We start from the raw sequence: 18,203 nt of genomic DNA, 5'->3' as shown, positions 1-18,203 counted from the left end.
TCGGCGTCGCTGAAGTCAGAGTAACGTGTTTATAATTTTACTCCAGTCGTGGTGTCATTGCTCATAGAAAACGATTCCTCCTTAATGGAATCCAGCCTAGACAGCGCCACATCAATAATCGACTGAGGATATTTACTCACACAGAGCTCGCGGATCAAGGCATAGAGTTTTTGTGTTGCTTCGTCGCGCTTGGAGTTCGTCATTGGCCTTTCCCTGACCACTGCGTAGATCTCAGCCAGGATCGTTTCTGAAGAGGAGATATGCTGGGTGGAATCAAAGCGGTCAAGGATGCACTTAATCTTGCTAATCCCTGCCGGTGCATTCCAGCCCCATCCCAAGCCCGTCGTCTTGCTGTGCCAGTATTTCTTCTGCCCCATTAACGCCTTTAACTTGTTTAGCAGCGCCACACGGTGACTTTCTGACAGTTTTTTTGCCGCCTCAATATCAATGGCAACCTTGTCACTGTGCTGTTTTGAGCCTATAACTACCCGTTTGACCTCGTTATTACTGGCCAGGCAGTCATCACGCGTCAGAATGTCAGGCTGTCCCGATAAATCCCGGATAGCTTGCGCTATATCCGCCGGTAAATAAACGTCCGGCGTTTTCAAGCCTTCAGAACCCGGTGCATTTTGCCCGGCATGCATATGCTGGTGCCGGCTAAGGTAGATTTTCGCAAACAGGTTCACAAACTGGCTGCGTTCAAGCCCTGTGTCATTGTAACTGGGCCAGTAACCGTAAATGTAGCGGTATAACAACATCGCATCCGTATGAATGGCTTCGATTGCCTTGCGATCTTTTCCGCTGACGCAGGATCCATAGCTCACGCCCTGCATTTTGAGCATCAGCAGGTTTTCTAACGAGCTTAAGAAAAGTTCACGGCCATTGTAATCGAAAAAGGTTGCCGTACCCCAGCCGGATTTCAGAGTGGCTTCGTATTCATTCGCCAATAAGGCCAGATCGCTTACATCCGTAATCAGGGTAGACGCCGCCCTGGGCTTATTGGCCAGCGAATGCCAATGAAGCTGCTGGGCAAACAGCGGCTGCCAATCCGACCAGGTTAAATTGTCTTTTGCGCTGTAGAGCAGATTGATCAATGCCTGCCTGACTTGAGCAGGCTGGGTCAACGGTCCTTGCACAAAAGACGGTGCCTGTTTTAACGTCTTAATCTCTTCAACGGCTTGTTTAACCAGGTCCTGCCATTCCAAAACGGATAGATTCACCTGACTCAGGTCCAGTCTGGTCGCAAGGTTACTCAATGTGGAATAATCTTTTGGATTTTTATTGCTTTCAATGAACGCGACGTTCTGCTTGAGAAGTGAGGTTAACGCCTGCTTTTCCTTATCCTGCAGGTTCAACTCGTCAATGCGCTTTTCAAGGCGGGAAGAGGTTAACAATTCACGCGCGCTGTCCAAAAGCGCCAGGCATTCCGTATCTTTTGATGATGTCCATAAAACATAGCGGGCCACATTAAACGGATGGTTGGACGTGAATATATCGATATTTTTACCCTTGCTTTCCTGTCTTAGGGTTCCCACCACTTTCTGACGCTGCGCTTCGAGATAACGATCCGGAATAAATCCCTCTGAAAAGGGAACCGGGCTGATTAAGGTTTGCAGCAGCATTTTTTTTCGACCACCCTTGCCAAGGGTGGCTTCGCGAATCCGTGCCCCGTTGCGCTGGGTATGCAGCCGACTGACCTGTTCAGGATAGTCCTTCACCTCCCGCGATCCCGCATGGCTTGAGCGATACCGTCCCTCATAAGCTTCAAGGACCTGGGCCTGGTTATTAAGTATCATGAATTGATGCTCACAAAAATTGGGCACCCCCGGCAGTGTGCGCAAACGACTGGGTAAAAAGGACGTCACTTCGTTTATGTTTTTATTGCTTTTTAAGACATGTTTTAATAATTGCTGCTCATAGTCAGGCAGGCAAACATACCAGAATGGCAGCTCGGCAAGTTCAGCTAAATGATGTGGGTTGACGTGTTTTCCAGTCTGCATTTCATCAACCAGCTGATTGAGGCCGTCCAAAGCCTGACTGACATCAACCAACGGATTTGAAGACGAACGAAGCACCGCCAAGAGGAACTCCCGGCGAGCAGAAGTCAGCGAAGAAAACCAGGACGGAACTACGTCACTCTGGCTTTTAATTTTCAGTAACTCATTTTCAAGGTTTTTATCTTTTTTAAGCTCATTCCAATGCAGCATAAAGTCATTCACACTGCTTTTTAACATCCCCAGTTTGGTTGGCGTAGGTTGCAGACCATGGAGATACACTTGCTGGTGAACCGGCAAGGCACGAAACCAGTCCGGTGTAGTCGACAACACCGATGCCTTTATTTTTTCAAGCTCATCGCGCGTCTCGTCAGTCAACGGCGGCAGTTGCGTGTCCTTTTGCAGGATAAAATGGGCTTCTCCACGAATGGTGATGGGTGTCAGCGTGGCCAAATCCGGGCGCCCCGTCATCATGAGATGGTATTGTTCCGCTTTATTAAGCAGTTCAATGGCTTCCCCCCAACGGTGTTCCAGCTTGACATGACTGAGCCAGTGCGTGACCAATGCTTCAAGTAATTTACGCGTGTATTTTGTAAGAATTTCTTCGTATTGGTCCCTGGATAACCCCTGTGCAAAAACGAACTCGTTTTTAGCCCAATCCAGATAAGAGTCACTGTTAAATGATGCTTTCGATTGTCTGGAAACGGACTTGACTATCAGAGAAAATGCGTCTTTAAATGAGTCTGCACGAAGTTGATAACTGCGTTGCAAATCAGCCGTCAGTGAGGCCTGCTGAATATCGAAATCCCCGCCTGTTATTTCCTTTAAATTATTTAACTGTGTTTCGCTGAGGTTGACGCCATCCTCGACGCGTAAGATTGTTTTTTTTCCCATCGCTATGATTCCTTTACCTGCACTGGTCCTTTATTATTGAATAAATCAAACGCATAAACAATTTATTGTTCATGTTTTTATTAAGAAAATCATTTTGTTCATGCTACACTGATCATCACTTCAGCAAACAGGCCTAAAAGGATGACCACAGTTAAACCCAACGATTTCACCGGCTACTCTGAATCCGGTTTGGACGATGCCCTGGCTCAGGCGCTGCAAAAAGCAGGCGAATACCAACGTGTTGAAGTCATTGAGACACGCAGTTCCCACACCACTGACGACAAAACCTACCAGGTCACGATTACTGCTTACACAGACTGAGTTTTGCTGAAAAACACTGTTTTTAAAAGGAGTTTAATCATGGTTTACTCAGTAGATCACTACATCAATGGTAAAATTTATACCCACAACAACGAAAGTCAGCGCCCCATTTACAATCCTGCTCTGGGCGAAGCCATTGGACAGGTGCCAATCGCTGCGCAGGAAACCTGTCATGCTGCCGTTCAGGCAGCCCAAACGGCCTGGGAGTCCTGGTCAGAAACCACCCCGATAAAACGTGCGCGCGTGCTGTTTAAGTTCAGGGAGCTGCTGGAAAAAAATCAAACCGAACTTGCCCATGTCGTTACCCGTGAACATGGCAAAACCTTGGAAGATGCCAAAGGATCCATTGCGCGGGCCATTGAAGTAGTGGAGTTGCACTGCGGCATTGTCAGCCAGTTGCAAGGCAATTTTTCCGCCAACGTGGCCACCGGCATGGATTGCCATACGCTCAGGCAATCGCTGGGCGTCTGTGCCGGCGTCTCGCCGTTTAATTTTCCGGTGATGGTGCCGGTGTGGATGATGATCCCAGCCATTGCCTGCGGCAACACCTTCATCTTAAAACCGTCGGAACAGGATCCTTCAGCGCCACTGCGCCTTGTGGAATTGTTAGCCGATGCCGGCCTGCCTCCAGGGGTGGTCAATTGTGTTCAGGGCGATAAGTCCACCGTGGATTGTCTGCTGCATCACCCGGATATTAAAGCCTTTACCGCGGTGGCTTCAACGCCAGTTGCGGAATACATTTACCGCACCGCCGCGGCCAATGGCAAACGCGCTCATACCTTCGGCGGCGCGAAAAATCATTGCGTGGTGATGCCGGACGCGGATTTGGATCAAGCAGCCCAGGCGATTACCGGTGCGGCGTACGGATCTGCTGGCGAGCGCTGCATGGCGCTCTCGGTCGTGGTGGCGGTCGGTGATGAGACGGCGGATCGGTTGCTGCACAAGCTCACGCCGCTCATTCATGCCATTCGTGTGGACGCAGGCGACAACCCCCACAGCGAAATGGGCCCCTTGATTAGTCAGGCCCACAAACAGCGTGTGGTGGCAGCCATTGATGCAGGAATCCATGAGAAAGCGTCGCTGGTGATCGATGGCCGCGCTTTCCGCCATGCCAAATACCCGCAGGGCTATTTCCTGGGCCCTACCCTCTTTGACCACGTGAGGGAAACCATGTCCATTTATCAGAATGAAATTTTTGGACCGGTTTTATGCATTGTTCGCGTTGACACCCTGGATGAGGCGCTGGCGATCATCAATCGCAACCAATACGGCAATGGCACCGCCATTTTCACACGCGACGGCTACAGTGCGCGCGAGTACAGCCAACGAGTGCAGGCGGGCATGGTGGGTATTAATGTCCCTATTCCCGTTCCTGTCGCCAACCATCCTTTTGGCGGCTGGAAACAGTCCTCCTTTGGCGATACCAACATGCATGGGCTGGAAAGCATCCATTTTTACACCCGCCGCAAAACAGTGACCAGTAAATGGCCTGTAAGCCCATCGAATACCAGTGCGTTTGTCATGCCGATACATGATTAATTAACAGTGAGCCGGCTTTTGGGGCCGGTTGTTTATGAGGGAGAGAACATGGCACGGATTGGTTTTGTCGGTCTGGGTCATATGGGTTTACCCATGGCCATCCGTTTGATTCAAGCCGGACATGAAGTAACCGGTTTTGACCTGCAGCAGGAGGCGCTCACGGCCCTGGTCAATGCCGGGGGGTTGCGCGCCGCATCCATCAGCGACGCCGCGCGGGAAAACGACTGTTTGATTACCATGCTGCAAACCGGCGAGCAGGTTAAGCGCGTTTGCCTGGGGGATGACGGGCTGTATGCGCAGGCAAAAGGCACGCTGCACATCGATTGCTCATCCATCGATGTGCAAAGCGCTCGTGCACTGCATCAACACGCATCAGCCAATCAGCTGCTGGCACTCGATGCCCCCGTCTCAGGCGGTGTGGCTGGCGCAGAGGCAGGCGCGCTGACCTTCATGGTAGGCGGCGAAACGGCGGCGTTGAATCGGGCGATGCCGATTTTAACCGCCATGGGTAAAAAAATTATCCACACCGGTGAAGCCGGCAGCGGGCAGGCGGCAAAACTCTGCAACAACATGATCCTCGGCATCTCCATGATTGCCGTGTCTGAAGCATTTGTCCTGGCTGAAAAACTTCACCTCGCCGCCGACAAGTTATTTGAAGTCGTTAACAGCTCCAGCGGCCAATGCTGGGCAATGAGCAAGTATGCCCCGGTCCCCAACCTGCTGCCGGATGTTCCAGCCAACCGCGGCTACCAACCCGGATTTACCGCCGCCATGATGCTTAAGGATTTAAACCTGTCCCAGCAAAGCGCCAAAGTCGCCGGGGTGGAAACACCGCTCGCGGCAAAGGCCACCGCCATCTACCAGCAATTTAACCAACAAGGATTTGGCGAACTGGATTTTTCAGCCATCATCAAATCATTGGAGTGCGTGGCATCATGAGAAAATCCGTGATCGATACGCTGCCTGCTGAAGTAGCCCGCTTCTGGGAGCAGCAAGCTCAGGCCTTGATATGGCAACAGCCCTGGACGCAGGTGTTTACCGGCGAGTTTGGTGATCTGAGCTGGTTTGTCAACGGCAAACTCAACGTCTGCTTCAATTGCATCGACAGGCATTTGCCGCAAAAAGCCAATCAGGCGGCGATTATCTGGGAGGGAGATGAAGAACACCAACAACGAATCCTGACCTTTGCCATGCTGTATGAAGAGGTCTGTCGGATGGCCAACGTACTCAAATCCCTAGGCATTCAAAAAGGTGATAAAGTCGGTATTTACCTGCCGCTCATTCCTGAGGCAGCCATTGCCATGCTGGCCTGCGCGCGTCTTGGGGCCGTGCACACGGTGGTATTTGCCGGCTTTTCGTCACAAGCCCTGGCGCAACGCCTTGAAGCGTCTGCCTGCAAACTGCTGATCACGGCCGACAGTTATCACCGCGGCGGCAAGCTTTACCCGCTTAAATCGCAAGCCGATGAAGCCAGCCGCAATTTACCGTTGAAAACCCTGGTGATTCAACATAACCAAAGCGCGGTTGTTTTTGATGGTGAGCGCGATTACTGGTGGCATGAGTTGCGGGACACGGTGGATTCCCGCTGTGAACCCGAACCCATGGATGCCGAGGATCCTCTTTTTATTCTTTATACTTCCGGAAGCACCGGTCAGCCCAAGGGGCTAGTACATACCACGGGAGGTTACCTGGTACAGACCGCATTCAGCCACCGCCATATTTTTGCCTGCAAGCCGCATGAAATTTTCTGGTGTACCGCAGACGTGGGTTGGATTACCGGTCATAGTTACGTGGTCTATGGTCCTTTGTGCAATGGCACCACCACCCTGATGTTTGGCGGTGTCCCTCACTCGCCGAACCCGTCACGCTGCTGGAAAATCATTGATAAATACCATGTTCATGTGTTCTACACAGCGCCCACCGCCATACGTGCCTTAAAAAGAGCCGGGGATGAATGGCTTGAGGGCACCTCACGTCAAAGCCTGCGCCTGTTGGGTTCAGTGGGGGAGCCCATCAACCCGGAAGTCTGGCTCTGGTACAAAGAGCAGGTTGGCCTTAATCGCTGTCCGATTGTGGATACCTGGTGGCAAACCGAAACCGGCGCCATCATGATTTGCCCGCAAAATCCGGAAACGGCTAAACCCGGTGCCGCCTGTCAGCCTTTACCCGGTATCCACCCTGTCCTGCTCGACGAAGAAGGGCATGAAATCAAGGGAGCCGGGGAAGGCGCACTGGCCATGAAATACCCTTGGCCATCCATCGCCAGAACCATAGCCAGTAACCATGACCGTTATTTGAAAGGCTACGTGGACAATGGCTATTACATCACGGGGGACGGTGCGCGACGCGATACGGATGGAGATTATTGGGTTACCGGGCGCATTGACGATGTCTTAAACGTGGCCGGGCACCGTCTGGGGACAGCGGAAATCGAAAGCGCCGTTGTTGCCCATCCCTATGTGGCTGAAGCCGCCGCTGTGGGCGTGCCGCATGAAATTAAAGGCCAGGGCATTCACGTTTTTGTCACATTAAAAAGTGGGTTTCAGCCCAGCGACGAGTTGTACGATCAGCTCATGGAGCAAGTCAAAAGCGCGATTGGCGCCATTGCCAAACCGGATGTGCTGCAGTGGGTGTCGGATCTGCCCAAAACCCGTTCCGGCAAAATCATGCGCCGCATTCTACGCCAGATTGCCTGTCGCAATGTCAGCCGCATGGACGAATTGGGTGACCTGTCCACGCTTGCCAATCCTCACATTGTAGAGGAACTGATGAACGAATTGCTGCATTAAACTGCCGGCTTCTTTTCGTTATCAAGCCGGCCATTCATACCAGTTGTCCAAGCGGGCAATCAACTCATCAACGCCCTCTTTTTTAAGCGAGGAAAAAATTTGAACCGACACCAAATCGCCCAGCAGGTGATAATGACGCTTGACTTTAGCCACAGCGTTTTTAGCCTCACTCTTGTTTAGTTTATCGGCTTTGGTTAACAGGGCATGCACCGGAATTTCCCGATCCAGGGCCCAGTCTATCATCATCTGATCCAATTCCTTTAAAGGATGGCGGCAATCCATGACCACAACCAACCCCTTTAAGCATTGACGCACCTCAAGGTAATGAGCCAGGTGTTTTTGCCAGTCTTCTTTGACCTGCAAAGCCACTTTCGCATACCCATAACCGGGAAGATCAACCAACCGCCGGGACTCATCCAGACTGAACAGATTAATAAGCTGGGTACGGCCGGGGGTTTTACTGGTACGCGCTAATTGTTTGATGCCCGTCAGGCAGTTTAACGCACTTGATTTTCCCGCATTGGAACGACCGGCAAAAGCCACTTCGTAACCGATGTCGTCGGGTAATTGATTAACACGGGCGGCACTTTTTAAAAAAACCGCCTGGGAGTAACGATTCATTAACATTATTTTTAATTTCATTTTGGGATTTTTACTCAGGCAGTGTACCATTAAATGAGGAAGAACCCCCGGGGGAAACATGAAAAAAATGGTATTTGTTGTTGCATTACTGAGCTTAACCATGGCTCAGGCTGCCCCGCTTTCGCCAGAAACGGCCAACACCACGGCCAATGCGGTCAAAACCACCGCCGAAAAAGCGGCCGTTTGCGTGGCCTGTCATGGTGAAAAAGGAAACAGTGCCAATCCGGAATGGCCTAACCTGGCCGGGCAGCATGCCGGTTATCTGCTTAAACAACTGAAAGACTTCAAGGCAGCAAAAACCCGTAATGTACCGGCCATGAGCGCGATCGTCGCTGGCATGAGCGATGAAGATATGGCAGAATTAGCGCAGTATTACGCCGAGATGCCGCTGGCTGAGGCCAGTACCCCGGAAAAATACTTAAAACGCGGCGAACAGCTTTACCGCGGCGGCGATTTCAACCAGCACATCACCGCCTGCATTGCCTGCCATGGCCCTAAAGGCACAGGCAATGCCCAAGCCGGTTTTCCCGTGGTCTCCGGTCAGCATGCGCCCTATGTCATTCAACAACTAAAGGCATTTAAGGAACGTAAACGAACCAACGACTTAAACAGCATCATGCAGGACATCAGCGCCCGCATGAGCGACGACGACATGGCAGCTGTTGCCTATTACATGCAGGGCCTGTACTAATTAACCTGGAGAGATAGACGTATGTTACGACGTGTTTTAATGATGTTTGCTTTGTTATTGCCCTTAAGCGCTTTGGCAGAGACCTTTGTCGCGGGTAAAGACTATGAACTAATCAAAGGCAATGAGGTGACGGCCCAATCAGGTCCCGTGACGGTGACTGAATTTTTCAGTTACGGCTGCCCCTGGTGCTATCGTCTTGAGCCCTCCTTAACCCAATGGATTAAACAACAGGGAGATCAGATTCAATTTTCCCGTGTACCGGTCGTATTCAATAAAGACTGGTCCTATTATGCCAAGGCCTACTATACCGTCAATCTGCTGGGTCAGGGAGCCAAATTAAACCCTATTCTGTTTAAAACCATTCAGGCCAAACACGGCGCGTTAACCAGCAATGACACCATGATAGATTTTTTAACAAGTCAGGGCATTGACAAAGCCACCGCGGAAAGCGCGTTTAAACATTCCACCACCATTGACATGCAGTTGAATCAGGGCAGTGCGCAAATGGCACAGTTCCATATTACTGCAGTTCCAGCCGTGGTCATCAATGGCCAGTACAAAACGGATCTGCAAATGGCACAGGGTGAAGACAGGTTATTTAAAATCCTTGACTACCTAGTCCAGCAAGCGGCTAAAAAGGAAAGCCACGCTTAAGACGATGGTCCTGCATCCCGTCGGATTTTCTGCCCTGATGCAGGGCTGGCTGACAAGCGACCTTTAACAAAATGAAGTAATTCCGTCTCAATTTTCTTGCAGAATTCAGGGAAATCAGGCTGGTTAACGATTGATTTATCGAAATGAATTTGCCCCCGCCGGATGGTCATTAACGTTTTGTTGTTAAAAATTACCTGGTAGGGATCATTGCTCGCCTTCATGTTTTTTAAGACCAGCATCTCCACTTCCTCGCGCAGACGCTTTTCACCACAACCCCGTGCAATCAGGGGAGCCAGTCTGTACAGTGCCTCACGATGGCTTTCGCCATGGTGCAAGATGGAACGTATGGCTGCGGCGGTACGGGCTGACACTTTGGAAATATCACCAATGGCCTGCCACAAGGTGTCCGGTATTTGCGAAAACGCCAGGTATTGACTCAGACGGCTGCTGCTGATGCCCAATTTTTCAGCGAGAATGTCTTGTGTCATGCGTTCCGTTTTAAGAATACCGGCATAAAAAAACCCTTTGGAATAATCGGAGACGTCTTCTTTTTCATTTTCGGAAACAAGGCAGGCAATGGCTTCATCAAAACTCAGGGTTTTAATCACGGCCTCTACCGGAAGATGATGGGTTTTGCAGGCCAGCCAGCGGCGGTAACCGGCAATCACCACGTAGTGGGCGCCGGAATTATTACGCGGTTTGAATTCTTCAGAGGCTTTAACCACAACGATAGGCTGGGATTGGCCTTTCGAACGGATACTGTTAGCCAGCGCGGCGATATCACCGAGTTCAAAACCCTTTCGATCACGAAACTCCCAGGTATCCAGTAAATCACAGTGCAACGAGACAATTTTTTCATCCAGATGGCATTCCTGCTCTACTTTATGTAACTTCTCATGCAACGTAGCCGACAAACAAAAACCCTTCATACTAAATCCTCTCATTTACCGCCCGAGATGGTGCTGTGGAATTCACTTTTTGCGTGTCCGTTTGCTTTTGATGGTTAAAAAACGTCAATAACTCTTCAGCCAATTTTTTAAATTCCTTATGGCTGTCACTGTTTTTATCAAAATCCCCCACCCACTTTCCTTCAAAAGCCGCTTCTAGCACGGCTGTTTTCGATGAAATCATGGTTTTAAAGGCGAGGCCCGACTTGTTCAGCTCATCAATCAGCTGATCCGAAAGCCGCTGCCGCTTTTTAATTTTAACGCCCAGGATTTTAAAAGGCTTCTGAGACATTCTAGGGACGGCAATCGCGTCGGTTAAATTGTTTTGATCAAGAAAGCTGGGAGAGCAGGGTAAAATGACAAAATCAGACAGCATGATGGCTTTGAATGCGGCCGGCATGTAGTTGGGCGGTGTGTCTAAAAGTACAAAATCGTACTGTTTACGCAGGTGCTCAATTTTATCCATGGGCTTGTCATCGAATAGCGGCTCAATGAATTTGATGGCAGTCCCTTGTTGTGCCCACCGAATGGCATCCGGTTTGTCTTTATCCATGTCCGCGACAATGACTTTATATCCATGTTCAATCAGTGCTCCCGCCAGATTGACGCTGGTAGTCGTTTTGCTACTACCCCCCTTTGCTTGACTTACCGCGATGACAAATCCCATAGTTGCTCCTCAAAGAAGACGCTTCGATCAAACAATACCTCTTTGACATTGTTTTCGCCCGTTTCTTAATTAACTTTAGCAGAATCTTAAATGCCTGGATTTTCCAGACTTAAAATTCCTGTATTAAAGTCATAAGCAAATATCTCGGCATATCGCCCCCAGTCAATCATGGTACGCAATACGCGTTCTGCCTCTTTTTCGCTTAAATAGTCTTCCAGTTTGGATAAAAAGCGTTCTTCTGACACCCGATGCCCGATTTTTTCATCCAAAACCCGGCGAATGTAGCGGGCTAAAGGCACGTTTTCCAGTAATCGGCGCGCAAACAGCGTTTTGCGCTCCTGTAAGTCGGCCTCCGAAAACTGCTTGCCCAGCTCACTCAACTGGATATCGCCATGCGATACCTTGGCAAAACCTAAAATCTCCAGGGTTTCAAGAATAGGGAATAAATCGTCAATGTTCATCATCAACTCATCAGCCAATTCCGGCAAATCAATGCGCTCTTCAAATGACGTCATGGTTTCAATCAAACCGGACAATTCCGAGGGCTCCACGTCCGGTAAGCGGTACCCTAACCCAATTTGCCGCTCACGCAGTGCGCGCTTGGTTTTTTCTTTTGGACCCGTGGTCATTAAAGTATAGATAGTATCGACCAAATCGCGAAATTCGGGCGTTTCGGGATTTCGGGGTTGATGCAAAGGCACCTGCAATTCGGCACGGATATAGCCAGGATCACTGCCAAAAATAACAATGCGATCAGCCAGCATCGCGGCTTCTTCAATATTATGGGTCACTAACAGAATGCCATTGGTATTGGTTTTTTTCTCCTGCCATAGCTCGAGCAAATCCGATTTCAAATTCTCCGCCGTTAACACATCCAGCGCGGAGAACGGCTCGTCCATCAACAGGACGTCAGGATTAATCACCAGGGCACGGGCAAATCCCACGCGTTGGCGCATACCCCCTGACAGTTCCTTGGGAAAAGCGGACTCAAACCCATCAAGGCCAATAATGTCAATGGCGTCAATGGCGCGTTGCCGCCGTTCTTCACGGCCCACTCCTTGCGCCTCCAGTCCTAACTCCACGTTTTCAAGAACAGTAAGCCAGGGCATCAACGCAAAGGATTGAAACACCATGGCAATGCCCGGCACAGGCCGGGTCACGGGTTGCCCGCGATACGTCACCGTACCCGAAGACGGCGGGACCAGACCGGCAATAATGCGCAGCAACGTCGACTTACCCGATCCTGATTTACCGAGCAAAGCAACGATTTCACCTTCCTGTAGTTTGAAATTTACGTCTTCCAGAACCAATAAATCCTGGGCGGATGCCTTTTTAAAGGATTTGCGGCAATTTTCAAGGGCGATAATCGTTTCTGCCATAGGATGCCTCAGTTGAAATGAAAGCGCTCTTCCGCCAGACGGTAGAGAGGTCGCCAGATTAATTGATTAAACGCCAGTACGTAAGCACACATCATCATGGTTCCTAGCGCAATACGGGGAAAGTCCCCGGCAATGGTACTGGCCTGAATGTATTCGCCAAGGCCGGTGGCACGCAGGGTGGTATTTCCCCAGGTCAGCCACTCGGCCACAATGCTGGCGTTCCAGGCGCCGCCAGCTGCGGTAATGGCACCGGTAATGTAAAAAGGAAAAATACCGGGCAAGGCCAAACGCTTCCACCAGGGCCATCCCTTCAATCCAAAATTATCCGCCGCCAGGTATAAATCGCGCGGGATGGTGGAGGCACCGGCAATCACATTAAATAAAATATACCATTGTGTACCCAAAATCATCAAAGGCGTGACCCAAATCTCAACGTTTAAATGAAATTGAACGATAGCAATCACAAACAGCGGGTAAAACAAATTGGCAGGAAACGCGGCAGCAAACTGGATAACCGGTTGAATTTTCTGAGCCAGACGCGGACGAAGACCAACCCATACGCCGACAGGAATCCATAGCAACGAACTGAAAATAATCAGCACAATCACTCGCGTACCGGTAGCGGCCCCCAACAGAAAGACGTGGATGATGTCGCTTAAATGCAGTTTAGCGAGGATGAAACGCAGCAGGAACCACCCGCCGGCGACAATGGCCAAAATCAGCAGGGTATTCCATATCCAGTCCAGGTGTTTCTGACGTCGGTAGTCAATTTCTTTAATGGCTTTAGGGCCTAAACGGCTAAACCAGCGGGCATTGACAAAATTGTCTTTAATGATGGCAATTCCCCGACCCACCCGCTTCATCAGACGGCTGCGACGGATTAAGTCAACCAGCCAGGACTGATACTCCTCCTCCTCAGGCGACTGCTCCATCTTAAATTTTTCCGACCAGGCAATCAGGGGTCTGAATAAAATCTGGTCATAGAGGAAAATAACAATGACCATGGTCAGGATGGCGTAACCTACGGCATGCAAATCGCGGCGTTCGATGGCCAAGGCGATGTAGGAACCAACGCCTGGCAAGCGAATATCCTGATGAGCGACAGCAATCGCTTCGGACAAAACCACGAAAAACCAGCTTGCCGACATCGACATCATCATATTCCATATCAGTCCAGACATGGAAAAAGGCACCTCCACTTTCCAGAAACGCTGCCAGGCAGACAATTGAAACATGGCAGCGGCTTCCTTTAAGTCATGCGGCAGGGTTTTAAGCGACTGGTAGAACCCAAAGGTGATATTCCAGACCTGGGCGGTAAAAATGGCAAAAATCGACGCACACTCCGGTCCTAAAAGGCTGTTGGGAAACAAACGAATGAATCCAGTGACTGTGATCGACAAGAAACTCAATACCGGCACGGACTGCAAAATATCAATGGCAGGAACAATGACTTGTTCCGCACGCCGGTTTTTAGCGGCTAAAGCCCCGACAATAAAGGTAAAAATAATCGACAGAATGAGGGCGATGAACATGCGCAATACCGTACGCAAGGCATAGAATGGCAATTTCTGCGGCGCAAGCGAAATAGGCAAAGGATCGCCCAATTGATAAGGACTTGCCATCTGCTGACCGGCCCAGCTTAAAAAGTAAATCACTGAGAAAATAAGGATGAGCAGAAAAAAATCCCAGCGGTTAAAAAAACGGCTGACGTTTTCGCGATTGGCAAAATAAAAACGACTATTGCGCACGAAGTCCCCCCGATTGATAACCTCACCAGTATTGCCTGAGATTAATAATCAATTAAATGACGCTTTGTTAGCGAATACACAGGTCCTGGCCGGGATTACACAAACCCAACCGTCACGTCCTTCTCTTGTTATTGTCCCTCGGAAATGAGACTGTCAATTTACGATCTGGCAATTTTGCGAGGCTGTCTCAGGGCATGAAACGACATGCTCAACGACAAGACAGCCTGGTGAAATTGCTGAATACAAAACCGATTCTCCCTATCCTGCAAGCTATAAAATAGCATAAATGGCAAAAATCTCATAAACCCTGAGCATGGGTGCAGGACGTTTCAAAAAAAATCCCCGCCAGGGCGGGGATGGTCGTGGTTAGCCCAGTAAGGTCCAGGCCTGAGACCAGGCAAGACCGACACCCGGCTCATAATAGGCGGCTGATTGCGTACACCAGCCGGAATAAGGCCAGGGTTTGCATTGATAGCGCTTGTGATCGAGACGGCCTAAAACGATGGTACCCGCCGTGTACGTGCTGATTCCGTCTGGATAAATCAAATCCGTGCTGGTGGAAGGCTCGGTAAAATCAACCATCACATGGTAGCTGCTGGTATCGGCATCACTGAGATAAATTTTATTGGCCTGATTGGCTGCCAGCACCACCTGACCACTTTCGGGATCGAGCTGACCAATACGCACCAGGCTGGAAGAATTATTGACCACCGTCCCTAAAGCCAGGGGCCACTGTGTCGCGGTGTGGTTGCTGTCATTGACGGTAATGCTGTTGCTTTCCACTTCCACTTCGTGTTTAAAAACCCGTAAAGTGACTTTGGTGTTCACCGCAATGTCGCCAGTGCCATAAAAATTCTCAAGTTCATGCCAGGCTGGCGCCTGCGCCGCGCCGTCGATGAAAACATCACTGCACCCATAAAACGCTTCAGGACTGTCTTCGCGCTGCCAGATCATGTAAAAAATACGTTTTCCTGTCATATTGGCAGGCAAAGGACAATCCATCTGATAGCGGCCATTGGCCAAGGTCACGCTGGTGATGGTACAAAACGGGCTGGCTTCAAGATCAGACCATTTCAGCGGTGTGTTGAAATCATAGCCATCTTTGGTGGCGTAAAACTTGAAATACTTGGTTTTATGAGGCGCTGTGGCTACAAAAACAAATTGGAAATGACCATTGGCGTCAGGATGCACAACGGAGGTGGTCCAATCGCTGCGGGCTAAATTGAATCCTTTAAAAAAATCCCTGCCGCCGGCACACAACTGCCCATCGGCAATCAGTTCACGGTGCTGATCATTGGCGGCACCCTGGTTTACTTCATGCCAGTTATACAAAGGCTGTGTACCGCCCACCTGCACGGCCGCCTTACAGGCAGCGGATTTTGGGGTTTCCGGACCTTCTTTGTAGCATTGATAGGTTCTGGAAATGGGCGTTTCAAGCGATCCATGCGCGAACAGTGAAAAACTGGCCACTGCAAGGCCAAGACTTCCGACTAATTTTTTCATCATTTATCCTGTTATGAATTAAGTAAAGAGACAGACGCCTCCGTGAGGCGCCCTGCTTACATCAGTCACATACACCATTGATAACGCAATTTTTGAGGTCTGTGGCAAAGCGAAAATTGTTGCTTTGATCAAACGTCACTTCCCAGTTGAACACGCCCCCGATGTTGCCATAGGCGCGGGGTGGGACATACGAGCCGCAACTGCTGCTGCCAGCGGTTGCTGTTTTCAGGCACTGAATGGCGCGTTTAATGGTGCTTGTTGGAATAACCGGCGAACCGTCACCGCTGCCATTGGCATTGGCAGCCAGATAACCAATGACCACCTGCGACGGATTAAGGTGGCTGATGTACGGCTGGAACCCAGTGTTGCTGCCATTGGGTAATTGTGCCGGCCAGTTTTCCAGCAGATCAGTGGCCATCGCGACACTGAAATCGGGGTTGCTGGTTGGCGTGGGACCGTAGCAGACCATGTCAATGCCGAACATGCAGCCGGTATTGTAAAGCTGAATACCAACCCAGGCTAAGGCATCATGCGTCTGCATAATGAGAGAAGCATAATTACCCCAGACCCCATCAAACCCGCTGGTTGCCGCGACATTGGCCGTTTGCGGCGCCATGGTAATCAGCAGATTAGGATTCTGACTGTACATGGTATTGATGATACTGGCTAAGACGGCGATGTCGCCCTGCGGGTTCGCAAACGTGCCGCCGCCATTCAACCCATGCTCGATGTCGATATCAAAGCCGTCAAACCCGTACTCGTCCATCAAGCCGCGAAGCGATGACATAAAGGTTTGTTTGAACGCATCCGGTGACGCCGCCGCCGTTAAGGCCTGGTGGAAATCCACCGTCGTATTGGGCAGGCTGGTCAAGGCACCGCCCAAGGACAGAATGACCTTGATCCCCTTCTGATGCAGCGACTGAATGTAGGGCTTGGTTACCGTATCAAACGCCGGTGTAATCTGTCCCGGGTTACTGGTGCTGAATACCCCGAAAGCCACCATCATGTGAGTATAACCGGCATCGGCAAGCGCCTGCGCAGTCGGCGGCGTTTTCCAGCCTGGCAGATAGCCGATGATGCGCCCATTACTGACCGGGTTAGCCGTTAAGGTGACGGTTTCAATGGCATTCGCCGTGGCTGTCAGAGGCTGGGGTGAGAAACTTAAGGTGTAACCGGATACTGCCTGACCGGACACCGTGTAAATGACGCCATCCGTTAAAGACACCACTGTAGAGCCACTGCCGTTCACCAAATCCACGACCTGCACAATCGGTGCGGATTGGTTATTGGGGGTAAACGTAATCGTCAGTGTGGTTAACGAAGCAGGCGCCCCCTGGACATTCAGGGTCACTGAATCCTGTACCACCTGCACGCATTGATAGGTGAGGCTGGTGGTTGGAACAGTGGTTTCGCTGGCAATGACAGAAGTCGGCGTAAAGACAGGCTGGCACTGGGTATTGTTGAAAGAAATGGGCGCTGTTGAAAACTGGTAGGACGCACCATTCTTCAATTGCGTCACCGTCACCGCATTACCCCAAGTCACGGCTTGCGCTTGTGAGGCGCCCGTTTGGGTATTGGTCAGCAATACCGAGGGATTTTCCGTATAGCCCGTCAATTCAGCCGGCAATGCTTGCAGATTGATGGCAATTTTTCCAGTTTGTGGTACCAGCGCATAGCTGATCGTTGCATTGGCTGTCTGGTTAGCGGTAATGGCCACGGTGCTTGGAACGGCGGTGCCCTGATAAACATTTCCGTCGCTACCGGTGACTGTTTCTGCAGAGAGTCCATAGGAGCCGGCAGCAAGGCCGCTGATTAATTGCGTACCATTCCAGGGAAGTTGCACGTCCCGGACAGGCTGCCCGTTTAAGGTCACATGAACCAACGCATAATTGTTAACCACATTGGTCGGTTTTGCCGCGCTGTTCGTCAACTGCAGGCTTCCAGTATTCACCGCGGTGCCGGAATACACATTCACCGTGCCTTCCACGTGGCTGTCGCTAAAATCACCGTATTGAATGGTGATTGAACTGCCGGCGGGTAGTTGACTTTTAGCGCCAGGGAAAGTGGGAAAGTGCAGGGTCAATGTAGCCAGGTACTTGCCGCCCGGTTGTGGTTGAGAACTGATATTCAAGGTATTGTCAGGATAAGACAACGGCCCGAAATCGCCCCAGAATGAGGTATTTAGCGCAGTGGTTGTCTGGAAAGTAACCGTTGAATTTTGAAAATCAACTGCCTGTCCGCAACTGTTGGTTAATTTTAAATTAATGGATTTCCAATGCTCGTTGCCGGTGGCAGTGAATTGGGAGGTAATGCAGGCGATGGGCTGAATAGTGGAGGGAGGGGGGGTCGAATACGCGGTGGCCGTTGAAATGGTCGTCAGCGCTCCCAAACCCAATAATAAATATTTCATTCTCTCCTCCCTGTGATAATAGGAT

At 50.5% G+C, this 18,203-nt stretch carries 14 protein-coding genes; 6 read left to right on the top strand and 8 right to left on the bottom strand.

The window, feature by feature from the left end; translation table 11 throughout:
* Positions 1-29: 29 nt before the first annotated feature.
* The gene (gene sidP, locus GH742_RS00840; RefSeq protein WP_203455737.1) at positions 30-2,888 is read right to left on the bottom strand and encodes a Dot/Icm T4SS effector PI-3-phosphatase SidP; all 2,859 of its coding nucleotides are present in this window, start codon (positions 2,886-2,888) and stop codon (positions 30-32) included.
* Positions 2,889-3,029: 141 nt separating this feature from the next.
* On the opposite strand from sidP, the gene GH742_RS00835 reads away from it, so the two are divergent.
* From GH742_RS00835 to acs, 4 genes are read left to right on the top strand one after another with little or no spacing between them, the layout of a single operon-like run.
* Positions 3,030-3,209 carry a hypothetical protein gene (locus GH742_RS00835; protein ID WP_203455736.1) on the top strand — a complete coding sequence of 60 codons (180 nt, stop codon included), beginning with the start codon at positions 3,030-3,032 and terminating at the stop codon, positions 3,207-3,209.
* Between the two features lie 39 nt (positions 3,210-3,248).
* Entirely contained in the window at positions 3,249-4,748 is a 1,500-nt protein-coding gene (locus GH742_RS00830) for a CoA-acylating methylmalonate-semialdehyde dehydrogenase (RefSeq protein ID WP_203455735.1), read from the top strand.
* Positions 4,749-4,796: 48 nt separating this feature from the next.
* Complete coding sequence (gene mmsB, locus GH742_RS00825) at positions 4,797-5,687, top strand: 3-hydroxyisobutyrate dehydrogenase (protein WP_203455734.1); 891 nt, start codon at positions 4,797-4,799, stop codon at positions 5,685-5,687.
* Positions 5,684-7,537 carry an acetate--CoA ligase gene (acs, locus tag GH742_RS00820; RefSeq protein ID WP_203455733.1) on the top strand — a complete coding sequence of 618 codons (1,854 nt, stop codon included), beginning with the start codon at positions 5,684-5,686 and terminating at the stop codon, positions 7,535-7,537. The genes mmsB and acs overlap by 4 nt, the downstream gene beginning before the upstream one ends.
* 21 nt (positions 7,538-7,558) lie before the next feature.
* Here the strand turns inward: acs and yihA are convergent, their stop codons facing one another.
* A complete protein-coding gene (gene yihA, locus GH742_RS00815) occupies positions 7,559-8,164 on the bottom strand; it encodes a ribosome biogenesis GTP-binding protein YihA/YsxC (RefSeq protein ID WP_203456794.1) in 606 nt (201 codons plus the stop codon).
* Between the two features lie 73 nt (positions 8,165-8,237).
* On the opposite strand from yihA, the gene GH742_RS00810 reads away from it, so the two are divergent.
* The gene (locus GH742_RS00810; protein ID WP_203455732.1) at positions 8,238-8,870 is read left to right on the top strand and encodes a cytochrome c; all 633 of its coding nucleotides are present in this window, start codon (positions 8,238-8,240) and stop codon (positions 8,868-8,870) included.
* A gap of 21 nt (positions 8,871-8,891) precedes the next feature.
* The gene (locus GH742_RS00805; RefSeq protein WP_203455731.1) at positions 8,892-9,524 is read left to right on the top strand and encodes a thiol:disulfide interchange protein DsbA/DsbL; all 633 of its coding nucleotides are present in this window, start codon (positions 8,892-8,894) and stop codon (positions 9,522-9,524) included.
* Here the strand turns inward: GH742_RS00805 and GH742_RS00800 are convergent.
* From GH742_RS00800 to GH742_RS00775, 6 genes are all read right to left on the bottom strand, one after another.
* Positions 9,521-10,453 carry a ParB/RepB/Spo0J family partition protein gene (locus GH742_RS00800; RefSeq protein ID WP_203455730.1) on the bottom strand — a complete coding sequence of 311 codons (933 nt, stop codon included), beginning with the start codon at positions 10,451-10,453 and terminating at the stop codon, positions 9,521-9,523. The two genes, GH742_RS00805 and GH742_RS00800, sit on opposite strands and share 4 nt — an antisense overlap.
* 1 nt (position 10,454) lies before the next feature.
* Positions 10,455-11,138: a ParA family protein gene (locus GH742_RS00795; protein WP_203455729.1), complete on the bottom strand. Its 684-nt coding sequence runs from the start codon at positions 11,136-11,138 to the stop codon at positions 10,455-10,457.
* 86 nt (positions 11,139-11,224) lie between these two features.
* A complete protein-coding gene (locus tag GH742_RS00790; RefSeq protein ID WP_203455728.1) occupies positions 11,225-12,517 on the bottom strand; it encodes an AAA-associated domain-containing protein in 1,293 nt (430 codons plus the stop codon).
* Positions 12,518-12,525: 8 nt separating this feature from the next.
* The gene (locus GH742_RS00785; protein WP_203455727.1) at positions 12,526-14,265 is read right to left on the bottom strand and encodes an ABC transporter permease subunit; all 1,740 of its coding nucleotides are present in this window, start codon (positions 14,263-14,265) and stop codon (positions 12,526-12,528) included.
* Between the two features lie 366 nt (positions 14,266-14,631).
* Positions 14,632-15,768, bottom strand: a complete 1,137-nt coding sequence (locus tag GH742_RS00780; RefSeq protein ID WP_203456793.1) for a lytic polysaccharide monooxygenase — start codon at positions 15,766-15,768, stop codon at positions 14,632-14,634.
* A gap of 61 nt (positions 15,769-15,829) precedes the next feature.
* On the bottom strand, positions 15,830-18,178 hold the full coding sequence (locus GH742_RS00775; protein WP_203455726.1) for a glycosyl hydrolase family 18 protein: 2,349 nt from the start codon (positions 18,176-18,178) through the stop codon (positions 15,830-15,832).
* Between the last annotated feature and the right edge of the window lie 25 nt (positions 18,179-18,203).

The sequence above is a fragment of the Legionella sp. MW5194 genome (assembly GCF_016864235.1).
Classification (GTDB): Bacteria; Pseudomonadota; Gammaproteobacteria; order Legionellales; family Legionellaceae; genus Legionella_C.
Note: the sequence above shows the minus strand (reverse complement) of the source record. Positions and strands in the feature narration are given on the sequence as shown.